Origin of the sequence: Solibacillus sp. NPDC093137 (genome assembly GCF_050280445.1) — a bacterium.
GTDB lineage: Bacteria > Bacillota > Bacilli > Bacillales_A > Planococcaceae > Solibacillus > Solibacillus isronensis_B.
The window spans coordinates 1,937,786-1,954,879 of the sequence record NZ_JBNNVH010000001.1 but is presented as its reverse complement, the minus strand read 5'-3'; the positions used below and the strand labels follow the sequence as shown (position 1 = coordinate 1,954,879).

Annotated in this window: 18 protein-coding genes; 13 read left to right on the top strand and 5 right to left on the bottom strand. The window is 38.3% G+C overall.

Features of this window, described 5'->3' with window-relative positions; translation table 11 throughout:
• Positions 1–69 precede the first annotated feature (69 nt).
• The gene (locus ACQKN3_RS09955; RefSeq protein WP_427711083.1) at positions 70–981 is read right to left on the bottom strand and encodes a COX15/CtaA family protein; all 912 of its coding nucleotides are present in this window, start codon (positions 979–981) and stop codon (positions 70–72) included.
• A gap of 896 nt (positions 982–1,877) precedes the next feature.
• Here ACQKN3_RS09955 and coxB point away from each other — a divergent pair.
• The 6 genes from coxB to ACQKN3_RS09925 all read left to right on the top strand — a co-directional run bounded on the left by coxB (position 1,878) and on the right by ACQKN3_RS09925 (position 7,771).
• Positions 1,878–2,945: a cytochrome c oxidase subunit II gene (coxB, locus tag ACQKN3_RS09950; protein ID WP_251689550.1), complete on the top strand. Its 1,068-nt coding sequence runs from the start codon at positions 1,878–1,880 to the stop codon at positions 2,943–2,945.
• A 39-nt stretch (positions 2,946–2,984) separates the two neighbouring features.
• Positions 2,985–4,925 (top strand): cytochrome c oxidase subunit I, encoded by a 1,941-nt coding sequence (locus ACQKN3_RS09945; RefSeq protein ID WP_251689548.1) that lies wholly within the window; start codon positions 2,985–2,987, stop codon positions 4,923–4,925.
• A complete protein-coding gene (locus ACQKN3_RS09940; protein WP_251689546.1) occupies positions 4,925–5,551 on the top strand; it encodes a cytochrome (ubi)quinol oxidase subunit III in 627 nt (208 codons plus the stop codon). The genes ACQKN3_RS09945 and ACQKN3_RS09940 overlap by 1 nt, the downstream gene beginning before the upstream one ends.
• Position 5,552: 1 nt before the next feature.
• Positions 5,553–5,900, top strand: coding sequence for a cytochrome C oxidase subunit IV family protein (locus ACQKN3_RS09935; protein WP_251689544.1), 348 nt, complete (start codon positions 5,553–5,555; stop codon positions 5,898–5,900).
• A 411-nt stretch (positions 5,901–6,311) separates the two neighbouring features.
• A complete protein-coding gene (gene ctaG, locus ACQKN3_RS09930; protein WP_251689543.1) occupies positions 6,312–7,223 on the top strand; it encodes a cytochrome c oxidase assembly factor CtaG in 912 nt (303 codons plus the stop codon).
• A gap of 86 nt (positions 7,224–7,309) precedes the next feature.
• The gene (locus ACQKN3_RS09925; protein ID WP_427711079.1) at positions 7,310–7,771 is read left to right on the top strand and encodes a DUF420 domain-containing protein; all 462 of its coding nucleotides are present in this window, start codon (positions 7,310–7,312) and stop codon (positions 7,769–7,771) included.
• An 84-nt stretch (positions 7,772–7,855) separates the two neighbouring features.
• Here the strand turns inward: ACQKN3_RS09925 and ACQKN3_RS09920 are convergent, their stop codons facing one another.
• Positions 7,856–8,212 (bottom strand): YugN family protein, encoded by a 357-nt coding sequence (locus ACQKN3_RS09920; RefSeq protein WP_008403436.1) that lies wholly within the window; start codon positions 8,210–8,212, stop codon positions 7,856–7,858.
• A gap of 148 nt (positions 8,213–8,360) precedes the next feature.
• Between ACQKN3_RS09920 and ACQKN3_RS09915 the strand changes: the two genes are divergently transcribed.
• From ACQKN3_RS09915 to ACQKN3_RS09905, 3 genes are read left to right on the top strand one after another with little or no spacing between them, the layout of a single operon-like run.
• The gene (locus ACQKN3_RS09915; RefSeq protein WP_427711077.1) at positions 8,361–9,410 is read left to right on the top strand and encodes a CAP domain-containing protein; all 1,050 of its coding nucleotides are present in this window, start codon (positions 8,361–8,363) and stop codon (positions 9,408–9,410) included.
• Between the two features lie 58 nt (positions 9,411–9,468).
• Positions 9,469–10,968, top strand: a complete 1,500-nt coding sequence (locus tag ACQKN3_RS09910; protein WP_285848812.1) for a UDP-N-acetylmuramoyl-L-alanyl-D-glutamate--2,6-diaminopimelate ligase — start codon at positions 9,469–9,471, stop codon at positions 10,966–10,968.
• Positions 10,969–11,016: 48 nt separating this feature from the next.
• Complete coding sequence (locus ACQKN3_RS09905) at positions 11,017–11,463, top strand: YlbF family regulator (protein ID WP_251689535.1); 447 nt, start codon at positions 11,017–11,019, stop codon at positions 11,461–11,463.
• Between the two features lie 41 nt (positions 11,464–11,504).
• Here ACQKN3_RS09905 and ACQKN3_RS09900 read toward each other — a convergent pair whose 3' ends face one another.
• Complete coding sequence (locus ACQKN3_RS09900) at positions 11,505–12,413, bottom strand: glycerophosphodiester phosphodiesterase family protein (protein ID WP_427711074.1); 909 nt, start codon at positions 12,411–12,413, stop codon at positions 11,505–11,507.
• A gap of 276 nt (positions 12,414–12,689) precedes the next feature.
• Between ACQKN3_RS09900 and ACQKN3_RS09895 the strand changes: the two genes are divergently transcribed.
• The gene (locus ACQKN3_RS09895) at positions 12,690–12,962 is read left to right on the top strand and encodes a YlbG family protein (protein ID WP_008403430.1); all 273 of its coding nucleotides are present in this window, start codon (positions 12,690–12,692) and stop codon (positions 12,960–12,962) included.
• A gap of 7 nt (positions 12,963–12,969) precedes the next feature.
• Here the strand turns inward: ACQKN3_RS09895 and ACQKN3_RS09890 are convergent, their stop codons facing one another.
• Complete coding sequence (locus ACQKN3_RS09890) at positions 12,970–13,359, bottom strand: DUF7147 family protein (protein WP_251689531.1); 390 nt, start codon at positions 13,357–13,359, stop codon at positions 12,970–12,972.
• 54 nt (positions 13,360–13,413) lie between these two features.
• Between ACQKN3_RS09890 and ACQKN3_RS09885 the strand changes: the two genes are divergently transcribed.
• Genes ACQKN3_RS09885 through coaD form a run of 3 tightly spaced genes read left to right on the top strand, consistent with a single transcriptional unit; the run spans position 13,414 to position 15,921 of the window.
• The gene (locus ACQKN3_RS09885) at positions 13,414–14,823 is read left to right on the top strand and encodes an RNA polymerase II (protein ID WP_427711072.1); all 1,410 of its coding nucleotides are present in this window, start codon (positions 13,414–13,416) and stop codon (positions 14,821–14,823) included.
• Between the two features lie 43 nt (positions 14,824–14,866).
• Positions 14,867–15,439, top strand: coding sequence for a 16S rRNA (guanine(966)-N(2))-methyltransferase RsmD (gene rsmD, locus ACQKN3_RS09880; RefSeq protein WP_427711653.1), 573 nt, complete (start codon positions 14,867–14,869; stop codon positions 15,437–15,439).
• Complete coding sequence (gene coaD / locus ACQKN3_RS09875) at positions 15,436–15,921, top strand: pantetheine-phosphate adenylyltransferase (RefSeq protein ID WP_251689527.1); 486 nt, start codon at positions 15,436–15,438, stop codon at positions 15,919–15,921. The genes rsmD and coaD overlap by 4 nt, the downstream gene beginning before the upstream one ends.
• 126 nt (positions 15,922–16,047) lie before the next feature.
• Here coaD and ACQKN3_RS09870 read toward each other — a convergent pair whose 3' ends face one another.
• Positions 16,048–16,926: a hypothetical protein gene (locus ACQKN3_RS09870; protein ID WP_251690040.1), complete on the bottom strand. Its 879-nt coding sequence runs from the start codon at positions 16,924–16,926 to the stop codon at positions 16,048–16,050.
• Positions 16,927–17,094 lie beyond the last annotated feature (168 nt).

Genomic DNA, 17,094 nt, shown 5'->3' with positions numbered 1-17,094 from the left:
CAGTGGAGTAACGAAAGGGAGAGTGCTAATTGCATTCTCCCTTTTCTAGTAACTATAAACCTAATTAATTTATTTCGACCTTGAAACTAGCATAATCAAATAACATAATAAACCGAATAGAAGTGTAATTAATAACGAGTGCATTAATGAAACGAATAAGTGAAGTTTTAACAGGACTACAAGCATGCCGGCAATCACTTGTAAAATTACAAGTGAAAGAGCGATTGTCCAGCCCCAGAAAATAATCCGCTGGTTTTTGTAGTTTCTGATAACATGGATAGCAATATAGGCAATCCAAATTACGAAGATTAACACTGCAAAACGGTGCCCCATCTGAACCCACTCATACATATTGTACGGCATCGTCATTGGTTGATCGTTACGGCAGAACGGCCAATCTGGACAGACTAGACTTGCATCGGTATGACGTACAAGAGCCCCGCTATAAACAACTATATATGAATATAAAGTAACGCAAATAGTATGTATTTTTAATTTCCTGCTCATGTACAATCGATCGGCATCAAACTTTTTGTCGACTTCAAATACAATCAAGGTAAGCAGCAGTACAGCCGCAAATGAGATTAATGAAATCCCGAAATGTAACGCTAAAATAAAGTCACCTTGTCCCCATAATACTTGGGCAGCCCCAATAAGTGCCTGAAGAGCAAGGAAGAACAGTGCTAAAAACCCTAAAAGCTTAACTTCACGAATATGGCCTAGTGCGCGCCATGTCCAAATAACAAGAATTAGGATAAAAATGGATACTGATCCTGTTACAAGACGGTGAGAAAATTCAATTAATACTTCTGTTGTAATTTCTTTCGGTATTAATGAACCGTTGCAGTCCGGCCAGTTTCTTCCACAGCCCAAACCGCTATCGGTCTTTGTAACAAGTGCTCCACCTTGAAGGATGAGCAACATGCCGAGGGTAGACAAAACAGCAAACCATTTTAAAAATTTGTAATATTTTTGATGCATAAAATGAGCTCACCTACTTTAATTTTCGCTTCGCTACAAAGAGCGTCTCTAATTTTAGATAATAGCGAAAATAACTGAAAAATACAACCATAATAGGGATTAGGTTGTAAACGCAACCATTTTTTCACAAATTGTTCATAAATTCGTCTTCTTGTATTCACAAATATTGGCAAAAAATACATTACTATATAGTTGTTGATAAAGATTTCTGCATGTTTCGTCAAGTTTGTCGTGAAGTAGTTTGAAATTTCATGAAACGTCTAGAAATCCTATCCAAATTTAGATATAGTTATGGTAACGGAATATGCTTACAAATTTGAAAGGAGAAGTAAGTTATTGGACCTTTTTGCCAAAACCCCGTCGAACTATAGATATTTTTAGCACAATTACTCTTTAAGTTTTCTTGCACTTATAAAGATAGGAATCTGTACTTCACATTACTGAAGACTTAAAGAAGAATCGAAGTTTTCTAGATATTTTGCTTATTTTTCTAGCAAAATAGTATAAACTAGAATTTAGCAGTAAAATGGGATATAAGTAAAAATGTCTCAGTAATTTCAAAATCCTACTTATTGCGTAAGCGGATTTTTGTAACCGATACCAGTGACTGCTGTCAGCATGTGAGGACTTATAAATTTCTGAACCGTATCATTTAAGTGAAACTTTACTCAAATATATTAGAATTTTTCCAATCGAATCTGTATTTGACTTAACGCGATTAGAAGAACAGGAGACTAATCAATATTTGAATATAAAGGGAAGCAGCAAGTAGTGGGCGGCTAAAAGATCGGGATTCTTTCCAGTACAGTATTGCACTGTACAAGAATTCACATAGACATAACCGCAGTCATGGTTACACATGAAAATACAACAAAGAAAGAGGGGTTTATTAAGCTATGATGAAAGGGCTTAAAAAATGGCGTTTATTCTCGTTATTAACAGTAATGACAGTATTCCTTTCAGCATGTGGTGAAGAGTATATCTCGACGCTTCGTCCATCTGGTCAAGTCGGTAAAGAGCAATTAAACATCTTATATTTATCCATAGCTATTATGGCATTAGTCGTTATTGTCGTATCGACAATTTATTTAGTTGCTTTCTTTAAATTCCGCCGTTCAAAAGTTGGCGAAGACCATATGCCGAAGCAAGTGGAAGGCAGCCATACTTTAGAGGTGATTTGGACAGTTATTCCAATTATTTTATTATTAGTCTTAGCTGTTCCAACGCTGCACTATACGTATAAATTTTCGAATGTTGCTGCAATGGACGAAGTAGACGAAAGCGGTAACAATACTGCACTTACAGTAAATGTTACGGCAAAGTTATACTGGTGGGAATTTGAATATCCAAACCAAGGAATTATTACAGCACAGGAACTGGTTGTTCCAACTGATGAAAAAGTATACTTCAACTTAATCGCATCTGATGTAAAACATTCATTCTGGATTCCGGCTATTGGCGGAAAGATGGATACAAACGTTGATGGCATTAACAAATTCTATTTACAGTTTGATAGAGAATCAGCCGGTTTAAACGATGGTGAAGGCGTATTCTATGGTAAATGTGCGGAGTTATGTGGTCCTTCACATGCTTTAATGGACTTCAAAGTAAAAGCACTTGAGCCGGAAGCATTCAACGCATGGGTTACAGCAATGCAGGCTACTGAAGGTGCCACAGCAGATAAAGAGTCATCTAATTTAGGTGAAGCAACATTTGCCAACTCTTGCTTAGGATGTCACGCAGTGTCCGGAGTTGCAGGCAATGGATTAGGTCCTAACTTAACAACTTTCGGCGACCGTAACCGTGTTGCTGGTTACATGGAACATACAGTAGAAAATACGGCAGACTGGATTTATGAACCTTCTAAATACAAACCAGGAAATACGATGCCGGATAAACTTGTGACAGAAGAGGAAGCACAAGCAATCGCTGACTATTTAATGTCATTATCAGTTGAAAAGTAATATTTACATTAGAGAGAAACATTGAAGGAGGTTAAAGGTGTGAGCTCTGTTACACAGAAAAAGGGCTTTGGAGCACATGTATGGGACTATTTAACAACGGTCGATCATAAAAAGATCGCAATCATGTATTTAGCAGCCGGTACTCTGTTCTTCGCAATTGCAGGATTTGAAGCGTTACTGATGCGTATCCAATTAATGTTCCCTGAAAGTACATTCATTTCTGCAGGCCTATTTAACGAACTATTAACAATGCACGGCACAACGATGCTATTCTTAGCAGCAACACCAATAATATTTGCCTTTATGAATGCGGTCGTACCACTTCAAATTGGAGCGCGTGACGTTGCATTCCCGTTCTTAAACTCATTAGGATTTTGGCTATTCTTTATTGGTGCAGTATTCCTTCACCTTTCATTCTTTTTAGGTGGAGCACCTGATGCAGGTTGGACTTCTTATGCATCATTATCTTTATATTCACCGGGCCACGGTATTGACTTCTATATTCTTGGTCTGCAAATTTCGGGTGCAGGTACGTTAATTTCAGGTATTAACTTCATCGTAACAATCATTACGATGCGAGCACCTGGTATGACGTTCATGCGTATGCCTTTATTCACTTGGACGACTTTAGTAGCAAGTTCACTAATTTTATTCGCATTCCCTCCACTTACTGGCGGATTGTTCTTAATGTTAGTTGACCGTATGTTTGGGGCAAACTTCTTTGATCATACAATGGGTGGTAATACAATTATTTGGGAGCACTTATTCTGGATTTTCGGTCACCCTGAAGTATACATCTTAGTACTGCCGGCATTCGGTTTATTCTCGGAAATTATTCCGGTTTTCGCTCGTAAACGTTTATTTGGATACTCATCAATGGTATTCGCTACAATTTTAATCGGTTTCTTAGGGTTCATGGTATGGGCCCACCACATGTTCACAGTTGGTTTAGGTGCTACTGCGAACGCCATTTTCGCTGTTGCTACAATGGCGATCGCTGTTCCGACTGGGATGAAAGTCTTCAACTGGATCCTTACAATTTGGGGTGGTTCGATTAAAGTAACGGTACCGATGCTGTATGCACTTGGATTTATTCCTTCATTCGTTGCTGGTGGAGTTACAGGGGTAATGCAGGCAACTGCACCACTTGACTATCAGCTGCATGATTCATACTTTATCGTAGCGCACTTCCACTACGTTATCGTAGGTGGTATCGTAACAGGTTTATTCGGTTCAGCGCATTTCTACTGGCCAATTATGTTTAACCGTGCATTAAATCCTAAACTGGGAATGATTACTTTCTGGATGTTCTTTATCGGATTCCACTTAACGTTCTTCATCCAGCATTTCTTAGGATTAATGGGTATGCCACGTCGTGTATTCACTTACATGGAAGGTCAAGGTTGGGATTTATTCAACTTTATCTCGTCAATCGGTGCTATTATGATGGGAATCGGGGTAGTATTATTAGTAATTGATGCAATATTATCGATTAAATCAGAACCGGTTAACCGCCGTGATTACTGGGGCGATGGTCGTTCACTTGAGTGGGCGCTTGAAACACCGCTGCCATTCTATAACTTTAAACAAACACCACTAATTCGTGGTTATGATCCTTATTGGATTGAAAAAGAAGAAGGCAACAAAGAAGGTATGGTTTATGCTGAGCCGTTAGGTGAAATCCATATGCCAAATAATTCAATTCTGCCATTTATTATGTCAATCGGAATGATGATTGCCGCATTTGGTGCTCTATACAGCCCGTGGGGAGATCAAGTTCAGGCTGGTACAGCGACAGGAACAACACCTGCCATTTCTTTAGCATTGATTATTGGTGGTCTAGGATTAACAATTGCATGTATGATCATTCGATCGTTCAAAGACGATTTAGGATTCCACGTAACAGTTTCTGAAATTGAACAGGTGGAAGCGGATTTAGCTCACTACCGTGCAACAGGTAATAAAGGGGGTAACAAGTAATGGATCTTAATCAAAAATTTACTCCACAAACTTGGCCGAAACACCCTGAACAAGCTACTTTAGAAGGGAAAAACAAGTTAGTTGGACTTTGGATTTTCCTGGCATCGGATACAGTATTATTCGCGAGTGTATTTGCTACATATATCGCGCTTAAAGACAGCGGTCCGGCAGGGATGGAATTCTCGGCAAAGGAACTTTATGAATTACCGTTGGCGTTTGTAATGACAATGTTATTATTAACATCTTCATTAACCTCTGTATATGCGATGTACCATATGAGAAACTTTAACTATTCCGGTGTTCGTACATGGATGGGGATTACAGTTTTATTAGGGTTAGGCTTTCTTGCATTGGAAATCTATGAATTCCAGCACTATATACACATCGGGTTTGGTTATACACAATCGGCGTTCTCTTCTGCGTTCTTTACGCTCGTAGGGATGCACGGTTTGCATGTTATTATCGGTTTAGTTTGGATTACGGGATTAATCATCCGCAATAGTAGCCGTGGATTGAACCTATACAACGCACCGAAGTTCTTTGCAGCTTCACTGTATTGGCACTTCATTGACGTTGTATGGGTATTCATTTTCACAGTAGTCTATCTGATGGGAGTGGTTGGATAAAATGGGACACGAAACTCATGTAGAAGTACGTACTCAGGCGCAATTCGAATATGACAGAGAACATGCCAAAGCGCATATGCGTAAACAAGTAGTAAACTTTGCGATCATGATTTTCCTGACTTTTATCGCATTTGCCGCTGTACTGGCTGACTTTGCTCCAACATTTATCATTCCGATTATTTTATTATTGGCTGGAGTACAAGTAGTACTGCAACTTTATGCTTTTATGCACTTGGAAGATCGCACAACACATATGGTTGGTGTAATTGAGTTCTTCATCTGGAGTGCAGCCTTCATCGCGTTCACGTTCTTCCTGGCGTTTACGACAATTATTTGGTGGGGGAATTAAGCGCATAACAATTGACGTCCTTAGCAAATGCTGGGGACGTTTTTTGTTTATAGGTATGTTTGCAAAGTGAGCTATATAGTTACATAAGAAATTTGGGAGTTTAAGCGGAAGGTGCAGACTCCTGAGAATCAGCAAATTTAAATTTATGACGAAAGCAAAAGACACAAGCGCCTAGCGGAAAATCCACTTAATAGGGACGAGTCCCAATGCCCACGGAAAGCGTCCACCCACCATGGAAATTAACCTCTTAATTAGATGGGAAGGTTGACTTAGCTTCATATTAAATAATGTACGGTCTAACCTATATGTAAAATACATGTTTGATTCAAACAATTGTCATAGTTCTTTCATTGATGTTGGAGAAATTGCCATCTATAATAAAATTACTGATGTTTAAAGGAGCATGGTCATATGCCAATAAGTATATTCGGTTTTCAAGCATTATGGAGCCCATATTTATTCGGGTGTTTACTATTTGTAACGGCTTTCTATTTTTTACTGACTGTTACATGGCGAGATAAGTTTAAATTGAGTGAACCGTTAAAGAAAAGTGAAGCAGCTTATTTTGTACTGGGAATTATTTCTTTTTATATAATTAAAGGTTCTCCAATTGATTTGCTTGGTCATATTATGTTTACGATGCATATGACGCAAATGGCATTTTTATTATTATTAGTGCCGATATTCTTTATTAAAGGAATTCCTTGGTGGGTTTGGAAAGTGGTTGTGGAAGCACCTGTTATGCGGACAATTTTTAAAATTTTTACAAAACCGCTCGTTTCGATTATCGTCTTTATTGGCTTATTTTCGGTATATCATTTACCATCTGTATTTGACACGATTAAATTAAACGAAATATACCACCTGGCTTATACAGCGATTTTGTTTATTTCAGCTATTTTTATGTACTGGCCATTATTGAATAATGTTGATGGACAGCATGAAATGAAGAATATGACTAAATTGGCGTATATTGCCTCGAATGCAGTGTTAATAACACCAGCCTGTGCGCTTATTATATTTGCTTCGAGCCCAATGTACGGTACATACAGTGATAGTGACATGTGGCTGAAGGCGATGGAATTATGTGTTCCTTCCACTACATTATCAGGACTTACATTATCTGGTCCGGAGTTGTTCTCAAGTATGGATTTATTGAGCGATCAGCAGGTTGGCGGAGTATTGATGAAAATTATTCAGGAAATTATATTTGGCGTTATCTTATTTAAAATTTTCCGTAAGTGGTGGAATACAGAGCGTTCAAATCAGCAGGAAATTACAGATAATGCTTTAAAAGAGTTTCAAAATAGAACACAGTACTAATAAGATGTTAAACTGTGTACAAATGGAGCAATCAACATAGTAATGTTGTTCATATTGATAGATTAAGTAAGAATGGAGATTTGAAAATGAATTTACCTATATTACCCACTATAAGCACGACGTTTATTGTCCTTAGTGCAGTGCTCGTAGCAATTGGCTGGGTATTGATCGCGAAGAAAAATGTGGAAGCACATAGAAAAGTAATGTTGGCAGCGGGTGTTTCGGCACTGGCATTCTTTATCATTTATGTATCACGAACTGTGTTCATTGGTAATACGGCCTTCGGTGGACCGGATGAGCTGAAAATATATTACACAGTCTTTTTAGTTTTCCATATTACATTAGCAACAGTTGGGGCAGTATTCGGTCTGACTAGTATAGTTTCTGGTCTTAAATCAAAGCTGAAATTACACCGCAAAATTGGTGCGATTACAAGTATTATTTGGTTCTTCGTAGCGATTACTGGGGTTATTGTATATTCACTGCTTTATGTTATTTATGAAGGCGGCGAAACGACGTCTGTCTTTAAAGCAATTTTAGGATTTTAAATTTGAAGGCTTCCTATATTTAGATATAGGGAGCTTTTTTGGCAAATAAAAAAAGCTGGGTTGGGTTGCCAGCTTTTAAAGGGATTAAATACCGTATGCTGATAGCTCTCTGCGAACATCTGCCAGTACTTTTTCACACTCTTTTACAAGATGTCCCGGGAATACCTCATCTGTGTATTCAACACCGTGTGGATAATAGTATTTTCCAATTGCAGGTTTGTTGATATTTAAAGTTGCATTATGTGCACCTACATCACCCGATACTGCATTACAAAAAACACGTAAATAAAAACGACCTTCACGTACATCATAGCAGCGGTCAAATGTCATTCGGTCATAGTCCCATGCACCGTGGCACTCTAAACCGAATTTGCCCATTACTGTCGTTAAAACTTCTTGATCAACTTTAACATGTTCGAGTTGTGTGTTTTCAAAATACATTTCTTTATCCTCCCTTTGCCTATCGTACATAAGTTTACGGTCAATTCTAATAATAGAACAAAATGGTAATTGATGCAATGACAACATTGTGTCATAGTGTCCAAAATTGGTATAATTATACTACCCAAAATAATGGTGGAGGATTTTAATGAAAGTTTTATTTCGCATATTAATTATTGCAACTTGCATCGGGATTGTTCTTTATTATTCAAATGAAGAATCCTCTCAAACCGAATTATTGGAAGGCCCGCCAAGCATTACGAAACCTGTAGTCGAACTGGAACCTTCCATGCCGACTGAACAGTTTCTTCCGCGACCAGCTACCGGTATTTCTACACTAATAGGGAAAACATCGAAGGAAGTATTGGAAACATATAGTACTCCGAAGCGAATCGATCCAACGGAATATGGGTACGAATGGTGGATTTACGAGGCAGACAATGGGCTGTTAATGGTCGGTATGAAGGAAGATCGAGTAAATCAGATTTATACAAATAATAGTGAATTTGATATCACACCGTTTGTAATCGGTGAGCCATTGGACGATATTTATCGTACGACAGTATTGGGGCAGGAAATAACAGTTGAACTCGAGGAGAATATTTATATATTTGCAATGAATGAACAAGATTTACATGATCGCATTCTAGTAAAATATGATAATCTGTATGCGCAATTATACATAGATCACGATACGAATCAATTATACAGTGTCCGTTTTCTCGATGGGGAAACACTCGTATTACATAAGCAGTATGAAATGCAATTTATAGGAGAGCTCTTTGAAGCAAGTACCCCTTCCAGCTATATGCAAATTGATATTAATTTGGCGAACCGGAGACAATTGACGGATTTGGCAAACTCCTTGCGTGTGCAATTTGGATTGCCTGCTTTACTCCCGTCTGATACGCTCGCTTCCTTGGCGGATTATAATAGTGAACATATGTTTTTAGGGATGATGGATTCCCAAGTGACAGATGATGAATATAAGATTGAAGACCAGTTGAATGAAATGCAGCAGGGTTATGAGCAGCATGGTGTCAATGTGGCAACAAATTATAAAGATGCCATTGAGGTGATTCATGGCTGGATGAACTCGAAAGAACATCGCACATTGCTTACGGATGAAGAATTTACGCATATCGGTTCTGGAGCATTTATGAATTACTATACACAGCTGTATGTGAAACAAAAATAAAAATAAATAAAAATTAAACGCTGCGATATGTAGCGTTTTTTTTTTGTCTTCATAAAGTATGGTAAGGAGTGAAACCGTGCAAATTGGAGAATTGATTAAAGATTGGCCGTGCACTATGAAGGGCTCCATTAGAGTGGAAATAAAACGAGTGGAAGACGATGCGAATCTTATTTTGCCTGGAGATGCTTTTATCGCCAGGAAGGGAAATAAGTCGAGTGGTATTTCGTATATTGATAGCGCTTTGGAGAAGGGCGCAGCAGCAATTGTAGTAGATGATGAAAATTACTTTAATGAAGCCGATTTACCTGTACCGATTATTTGGGTACCGAATTGTTTGAGTTTTATCGCCTATGCGAGTGCAAAAATTTATAATTTCCCCGCAGAAGCATTGACCGTGATTGCGGTAACAGGCACTAACGGCAAAACAACTGTTACGCATTTTATCGGCCAAATTCTAAACCAGTTAGATAAGCGCACTATGGTAATCGGTACGAACGGTGTTTTTATCGACCAGGAAAAATGTTATCCGGAAATGGAAGCATTGACAACATTACAGGCGAAAAATATTCAATTTTTGTTTAAAGAAGCAATCCGTCTTGATGTACCTTACGTTGTTCTGGAAGCTTCGTCCATTGGTCTGGAAAAGCACCGTCTGGATCATTGTGATATTGATATCGGTATTTTCTTGAATGTGACAGAAGATCACATTGAAGACCACGGTAGTTTTGAACGCTACAAACTATCCAAACAGATTTTATCGACCTTGGCGAAAAAAAATATTATAAACAGTGATGACAGTGTTTGTCGTTCCATAGGTTTGGCGACGAAAGGCAAGCGTATTTTTTTCGGCAAGGGGAGCCATGTCGACTACTTTTTCCAAACGCTAGTTGACGGACCAGCATCAACAACTTGTTGTATTCAGCATAAGAAAGAGAAGCATATAGTGAACATTCCGTTAGTGGGGGACTATCAATGCAGCAATGTGCTTGCAGCGATAAGCTGTGTTGCACAGCTTGATTTTCCGTTAATTAACATATGCAAAGCAATCGGAAATTTAGAATTGCCTGAAGGGCGGTTTGAGCATGTGCAAAATCAGTTAGGCTTATCGATCGTTGTCGATTATGCCCATACACCGGATGCGATGAAAATGATTTTGCAAACATTAAAAAAACATACAAAGCGCAGGCTAATTGTCATGTTTAGCTGCGGTGGTAACCGAGACAAGGCAAAACGACCGAAAATGGGAATGATCGCATCGATATATGCGGATTATATTATTTTAACGACAGATAATGCGCGCAGTGAAAGTCCGCAACAGATCAATAAGCAGATTCGTGAAGGCTTTTCTTCTTCACAGGAGTATATTGAGTGTCTCAACCGAAAAGAAGCGATTGAACATGCACTTAATTATGCGGAAGAAGGCGATACAATCGTACTGCTAGGAAAAGGTCATGAAAAAACACAGCAAATTGGAGACAAACAAAAATACTTTTCCGATTTAGTATTTGTTCGGGAGATGGTAAGGCAATTGGAAAAACGTCGGTTGAACAATCATTGATTTTCCCTTCAATTCTGTTATGATAAAGTGAGATTGGAGGAATAAACAATGCTCATGACTTCTGATTGGGTTTTTATTTTAGATGAGGTCGATGAATTAAATGCGATGATCCTTTCCTCTGAGCAAGCCGAAAACCTTCGTCTTGCGAAAAAGGCAGTCTACGAGGATGCGGAATTAAGCGCACAAATTATGGCCTTTCAACGATTAAAAGACCAATATGAGGATGTACAACGCTTTGGCAAATATCATCCTGATTACAATATAATTATGAAAAAAATTCGAACAGAAAAGCGTCTGATCGATATGAATGAACAAATTGCGGCACTTAAGGTGGCGGAGAATGAATTTCAGGATTTACTTGATGAAATCAGCCTGCTCATCGGCCATTCTGTTTCGGAAGCTGTAAAAGTTCCGGTAAGCAACCCGTTTTTTGCAAGCAGCTCTTCTTGTGGCAGCGGATGCGGTACAGGCGGCGGTTGTTCGTGTTCAGCTTAATGTAATAAAAAAGCTCCCGAAAATTTCGGGAGCTTTTCTTGTTATTGCGATACTTTTTGAATGAGTACTTCTGCGATATCCGGACGGTTGGTCACGATTCCCTTTGCCCCTTGTCGGATGACACGGTTCATTGTTACGAGATCATCAATGTCGCTGTAAATCGTCGGTACATTAAGTTCCGATAAAAACTTAACAAAGCGCGGTGAATCATAATTGAAAACACCTTGTTTTAATGGAACGATGAACAAATCTACTTTTGGGTGATACAAATGACCGAATTGACTTGTGAATGAAGTCATCGCCTTTTTAATGTCGCCTTCACCGGCACCAAGAGCGATACGGTTTTGTGCATATAAGTTGAAGCGGTCGATTTGTTCGCTATACGGACTTGTAACGATGACCTGGTATTGAATATTCAATTCTTCGATTAAACGCCATAGTTTAGAAGGCATTAAACTACCTTCATATGTGTCTGGGCTATCTTGAATGTTTACGATAAATAGTTTATCCGGATAAGTTTCGATTAATTGGCGTAATGTCACGGCCAGTATATGCTGTTCTCTGTAAGGGAAAGCACCTTCTAAATCTTCAAAGTTATAGCCGATATTGAGTTCTTTTAATTGTTCAAATGTAAAGTCTTTAATAAAGCCAGAGCCATTTGTTGTGCGGTCTACCGTTGCATCATGAAAAGCGATAATTTCTTCATCTTTTGAAAGGCGGACACTTACTGTAAAGCCATCCACACCGATTTCCGCTGCTCGTTCAAAAGCAAGTAACGAATGTTCAGGTGCCAGACCCGCGCCTCCATGTTGTGCGATAATAATTGGACGTTCAAATTGTAATGCTTCTTTTGATTCACGTTTTTGCGGCTTTGAAATCGCTTTTGTTCCTGCCCATGCCGCCGCACTAGCCGCCGCGATTGCTAAAGCTACTTTTGTTTTCTTACCCATTAAATTCGTCCTCCTCTAACCGTACATTGTTTCGTTGAAAGCTATGTGCAATAAATGAGTTTTGAAAGCTTAAAATAGTATGAAGTGTATATCTCACTCTACTATTTTCCATTATAACGGAAAAGAAGTGGAACTGTCTAAACTCTGTTGCTAACAATTTGCACATTTGGTATGCTTTTAGTGAAAAAGACGGCATGAAACTGAGGAAATTTACAGGAATTTGTTGCATGATTTAGCTGAATATAAATTTTTTTATGAAGAAACGGGGAGTTTTCCATGAATGAAAGACAAGGTTTAATTATATACGTTCATCAATTAAAACATGCGAAGTCGTTAAGAAAGTATGGTCACGTGAATTTCATCTCCAGGAGATTAAAATATGTTGTGATTTATTGTAATCGAGACGAGATCGAAACATTGAAAAATAAAATACAACGCCTTCCATTTGTGAAAGACGTTGTTGAATCATACCGTCCATTTGTTAAAAATGAATTTGAAAATGCAAAGCCGGATAAAGCAAAAGAGTATGATTATAAAATAGGTTTATAATTTTTACTTATTGCATCGGTGGTATGTAACGATTTAATCTCAAAATACCAATTAAGTATTGATAATATTGATTTTTTTCCGAAAAAACAGATGAGTGTTTAATTTCAAGAATGTTTTCTTGCTGCTTAACATCTTGAATCGTTTGTTTAAATATCTCAATTCGCTTTGACAGTTTTTCCTCGCTATATGGAATCCCTTCGCGGCAAATATATATTGGCATGAATTTGCTTTCACCTGATGGTTTAAAAGCCACGGCTATTGAAGCGACAGAATTGCCATCATGAGTTGCAGTGAAAATAAATGCGTTATGGAATCGATGCTCATTTGTTTTGACCAGTTCGCAAAGCTCATATATATCGCCATAGCCTTGACCGAGTTCGATAAATTGTTGAATCATTTTTTTAGCACATCCTTTCTTTATAATAGTAACATGATGCAGGAGGTCAGGCACTTGAAAATTGCCGTTAGTATTTTTTCATTTTTAACGATACTAATCGGAACTATACTTTTTATGCAGTTCCAAGTTTATTCGGATAAAGTGGACTCGACTGAAAAAGGCTATCGTTATTCTCAGGAAATTGAAATTGTGTATCATGGCGAAAGCTTGGACATTCGCCAGCATTTCAAAAATTTGCCGAATGAGGAACTGACGATTGAATGGCCGAAAGCATCCATTAATCCTGATTGTTTTATAGAAAATGAACATAGCTGTGCACGTTTAAGGGAAGATTCCAATAAGTTTGAAGCCGGAGAAACACGGGCACAATCGATTTCCTATGTCATTCCATTAAAGAACGGCTTACAGTCTCGTAAGCTTATGAAAAATGTCTTTGCTACATTAAAAAACGGTGATGTTCAGTTCTCTACGGTGCACATTTCCACTGAAAAAGAAGTGAAAGGGCAGTGGGTAACAGGTTTGCCGTTAATCGGTGAGCAAAATTTGTCACTTGTCAACTATTCAATGTTTAGTGGGGAAGGCGCGGTGAAAGATCTGTTTTGGCAAGATGGGGACTTTGCGCTGCAAAATGAAGCGGGCGTTGTTTCCGTTTATTCTAGAACCCCATTAAAAACAGCATTTTATGAAAAGCTTGAAAAAGTCAACTTTTTAAGCGATGAACATCTTGCAATCATTAACGGTACAAATATAGATGGGGTCGATGGGTTCCGTATGCTTTTTGTGCCTAATGTAACGGTGGCGAAAGTGCAGCGGAATGTCCTGATTACACAACTGGAAGAATCCTATGATTTTGGTGACAGTCCGTATTGGCTGAAAGAATTAATGGCATCATTTTTGACGGGTACGGTATTTGGTGGCGAGAAAACAAAAGAAGTCACTGCAACAATTACAGCCCAACTAACGGATGTGCAACTGACGGATTGGCGAGAACGTTTACGGGCATTGGAAGGTAAAAAGATCAGTGGAGAACTGCTCGACAAGGAGCTGTCTGAAGTATTGGGAGCTTCTACGAAATATATTTCAATGAACGCACAATCAGAAAAGTCATATCCGTTTTTATATAATGACCCACGGAATCTTTACGTCAATTCGGAAAAGCAGCCTGCCGTTCAAGTTGTATTAAAGGATGGCGAAGTATTGTACGGGGCAGATTTGCTGCTGGAATCGATCGATTATGATGTAAGTATAGGAAAACATGGGTATTATGCAGTAAGTGAAACGCGTGAATTCAGATTCCCAAATGAACCTGGTTTTTATGTATTTAATCAGCGACGCTATGATACGGCATCTTTACCGGTTAAACAAGTTGCGGGCCAATATTTCATTGAAGAATCATGGTTAAAGCGTTTGTTTATAGTTGAAATTGAAAAGACGGAAGACCGAATTAATATTTCGGCTCCTTAAAAAAATTACGAACACGATGTAGTAGGAAAGTTTGGTGAAAATCATGCGCGTTGTTGCAGGAGATAGAAAAGGGATGCCTTTAAAGGCGATTACAGGAAATACAACACGACCGACAACAGATAAAGTAAAGGAATCCATTTTTAATATGATTGGGCCATTCTTTAATGGTGGTTTGGCGGTTGATTTATTTGCCGGGAGTGGCGGGCTAGGGATCGAAACACTAAGTCGCGGTGCAAATCATGCGCTGTTTATCGAGAAAGATGCCCGTGCTTTTCAAGTGCTTCAGGAAAATATAAAAAAATGCCGTTATGGGGATGTATCTGAACTTTTCCGGACAGATGCGACGCGTGCGGTGAAGGCTTTATTAAAAAGAGATATTGTCATTGACTATTTATTTCTGGATCCGCCTTATCACAAAAAAGAATATTATGATTTAGTCGAAACACTTGTTGAAGGCGGGAAGCTGGCGGATGATGCAATTATTATGTGCGAACATTCAACTGAAGTCACATTGCCGGAAAACTATGGCCGCTTTAACCTAGTAAGACAAGAAGAATACGGCAGTACGATCATTTCAATTTATCGTCATGAAGAGGAAGAGGGAGAAACCGTTTGACAGAAAAAATCGCAGTAGTACCTGGAAGTTTTGATCCGATTACGAATGGTCATATTGATATCATTCGTCGGGCAGCCGATGTTTTTGACACAGTATATGTCGCAGTATTAAATAACTCAGCTAAAAAACCATTGTTTACAATTGAAGAGCGCACAGCCTTAATTAAAGAAGTGACAAAAGATTTGCCGAATATTCAAATCGAAACTTCTTCGGGACTGCTGATCGATTATGCCCGTGAAAAGAAAGCGAAAGCCATTGTACGTGGTTTACGCGCAGTTTCCGACTTTGAATATGAAATGCAGATTACTTCGATGAACCGAGTGCTTGATGAAAATATTGAAACATTTTTTATCATGTCAAAAAATCAGTATTCATTCTTAAGTTCAAGCATCGTTAAAGAAGTAGCCAAATACGGCGGAAAAGTAAGTGAACTCGTACCAGCTCATGTTGAAAAAGCACTAAACGAAAAATTTGCCAAATAAAGAAGAGCTTCTGTGAAGGATAACGCCCTTACACAGAAGCTCTTTTCTGTATTCACACTGGAACTGTACCCGTAACAAAGCGTCTGGCCGTAACGGTAATTAACGGACTTCCTTAAAATACTTATTCTACAAAAACAGCAGGAAAAATAATATTGGAATGACGATGCTGTAAACAACACGTGTGAAAATATATGGCCGAATCGCAATATTGGCAGATCGGGCAATTACGATTACTTGCAGGTGAATACTTAAACTCTGAGTTGTCAAAAATACGACAGTGAAAAATATGAGCATGTCGCCATATAGCTGCTGGTGAAGCAAATGTAACCCGTTCGTCACTTCAAGAAAGCTGGCAATTCCAATTTCTAAATAGGTAGGAATTGATTTAAAAACCATTTCGACACTATGTAGAAACACTTGGTAAATCGTCGTAAAAAAAATGATCGTTGTTGCCACAATTAATATTGTAGGGGCACTTTCCTTGATACTTGACGTAAATGGTGTCGGGTCTTTAGGTGTTCTATGCACTTCTTTTGAAAGCGGAGGAGAAAATTTATATACGGCAATCAGTAAAATAAATGAAAAGCTATGTAATAAAATTAAATATTGCCAGCTGAATGTTGTAGAGTTTAATAAATCGCTTCCGACAAAGCCGAATAAAAAAAGCGGGCTTGGACAATGGCAAATGCCGAGCAAATAGGCGGCTTGCTGCTTTGTGATTGAATTACGTTTCACGAGTTGCGTAATTGTAGCAGCACCTGTAGGATACCCTCCGATTGCACTAATTCCATAAGTTTGTAAAAAAACGATAAAGGGTGAATTATTATAAGAATGCGTCAATTTTAAAAGCCATGTTGTCAATACTAAATACGGCAGTAAATATGGAAATAAAGCTTCCATAAATAGCGATACACCAATGTCTGCACCTACATGTGTCATTTCCGGAAAGAATAATAATAAACTAATTAATGTAATACATAAAAGGATTGTCCAAATATTTTTCATCCTTTTCAATATTTTGTCATTCGCTCGTTCAAATGCTACACTAATTGTATGCAATTGAAGTTTAAATTAGTATTTCAACTAATCGGCATGTAATTTTTAAGGAACGAATTTTGACATAAAACCGTCTTATAATTTGGTAGCTGACAGAAATTAGTCCTGATACAATTA

What these genes read in the sequence shown, in the direction of transcription:
- ACQKN3_RS09955 (WP_427711083.1), bottom strand. Translation starts at nt 981, where the DNA reads ATGCATCAAAAATATTACAAATTTTTAAAATGGTTTGCTGTTTTGTCT.
- coxB (WP_251689550.1), top strand. Translation starts at nt 1,878, where the DNA reads ATGATGAAAGGGCTTAAAAAATGGCGTTTATTCTCGTTATTAACAGTA.
- ACQKN3_RS09940 (WP_251689546.1), top strand. Translation starts at nt 4,925, where the DNA reads ATGGATCTTAATCAAAAATTTACTCCACAAACTTGGCCGAAACACCCT.
- ACQKN3_RS09935 (WP_251689544.1), top strand. Translation starts at nt 5,553, where the DNA reads ATGGGACACGAAACTCATGTAGAAGTACGTACTCAGGCGCAATTCGAA.
- ctaG (WP_251689543.1), top strand. Translation starts at nt 6,312, where the DNA reads ATGCCAATAAGTATATTCGGTTTTCAAGCATTATGGAGCCCATATTTA.
- ACQKN3_RS09925 (WP_427711079.1), top strand. Translation starts at nt 7,310, where the DNA reads ATGAATTTACCTATATTACCCACTATAAGCACGACGTTTATTGTCCTT.
- ACQKN3_RS09920 (WP_008403436.1), bottom strand. Translation starts at nt 8,212, where the DNA reads ATGTATTTTGAAAACACACAACTCGAACATGTTAAAGTTGATCAAGAA.
- ACQKN3_RS09915 (WP_427711077.1), top strand. Translation starts at nt 8,361, where the DNA reads ATGAAAGTTTTATTTCGCATATTAATTATTGCAACTTGCATCGGGATT.
- ACQKN3_RS09910 (WP_285848812.1), top strand. Translation starts at nt 9,469, where the DNA reads ATGGTAAGGAGTGAAACCGTGCAAATTGGAGAATTGATTAAAGATTGG.
- ACQKN3_RS09905 (WP_251689535.1), top strand. Translation starts at nt 11,017, where the DNA reads ATGCTCATGACTTCTGATTGGGTTTTTATTTTAGATGAGGTCGATGAA.
- ACQKN3_RS09900 (WP_427711074.1), bottom strand. Translation starts at nt 12,413, where the DNA reads ATGGGTAAGAAAACAAAAGTAGCTTTAGCAATCGCGGCGGCTAGTGCG.
- ACQKN3_RS09895 (WP_008403430.1), top strand. Translation starts at nt 12,690, where the DNA reads ATGAATGAAAGACAAGGTTTAATTATATACGTTCATCAATTAAAACAT.
- ACQKN3_RS09890 (WP_251689531.1), bottom strand. Translation starts at nt 13,359, where the DNA reads ATGATTCAACAATTTATCGAACTCGGTCAAGGCTATGGCGATATATAT.
- rsmD (WP_427711653.1), top strand. Translation starts at nt 14,867, where the DNA reads ATGCGCGTTGTTGCAGGAGATAGAAAAGGGATGCCTTTAAAGGCGATT.
- ACQKN3_RS09870 (WP_251690040.1), bottom strand. Translation starts at nt 16,926, where the DNA reads ATGAAAAATATTTGGACAATCCTTTTATGTATTACATTAATTAGTTTA.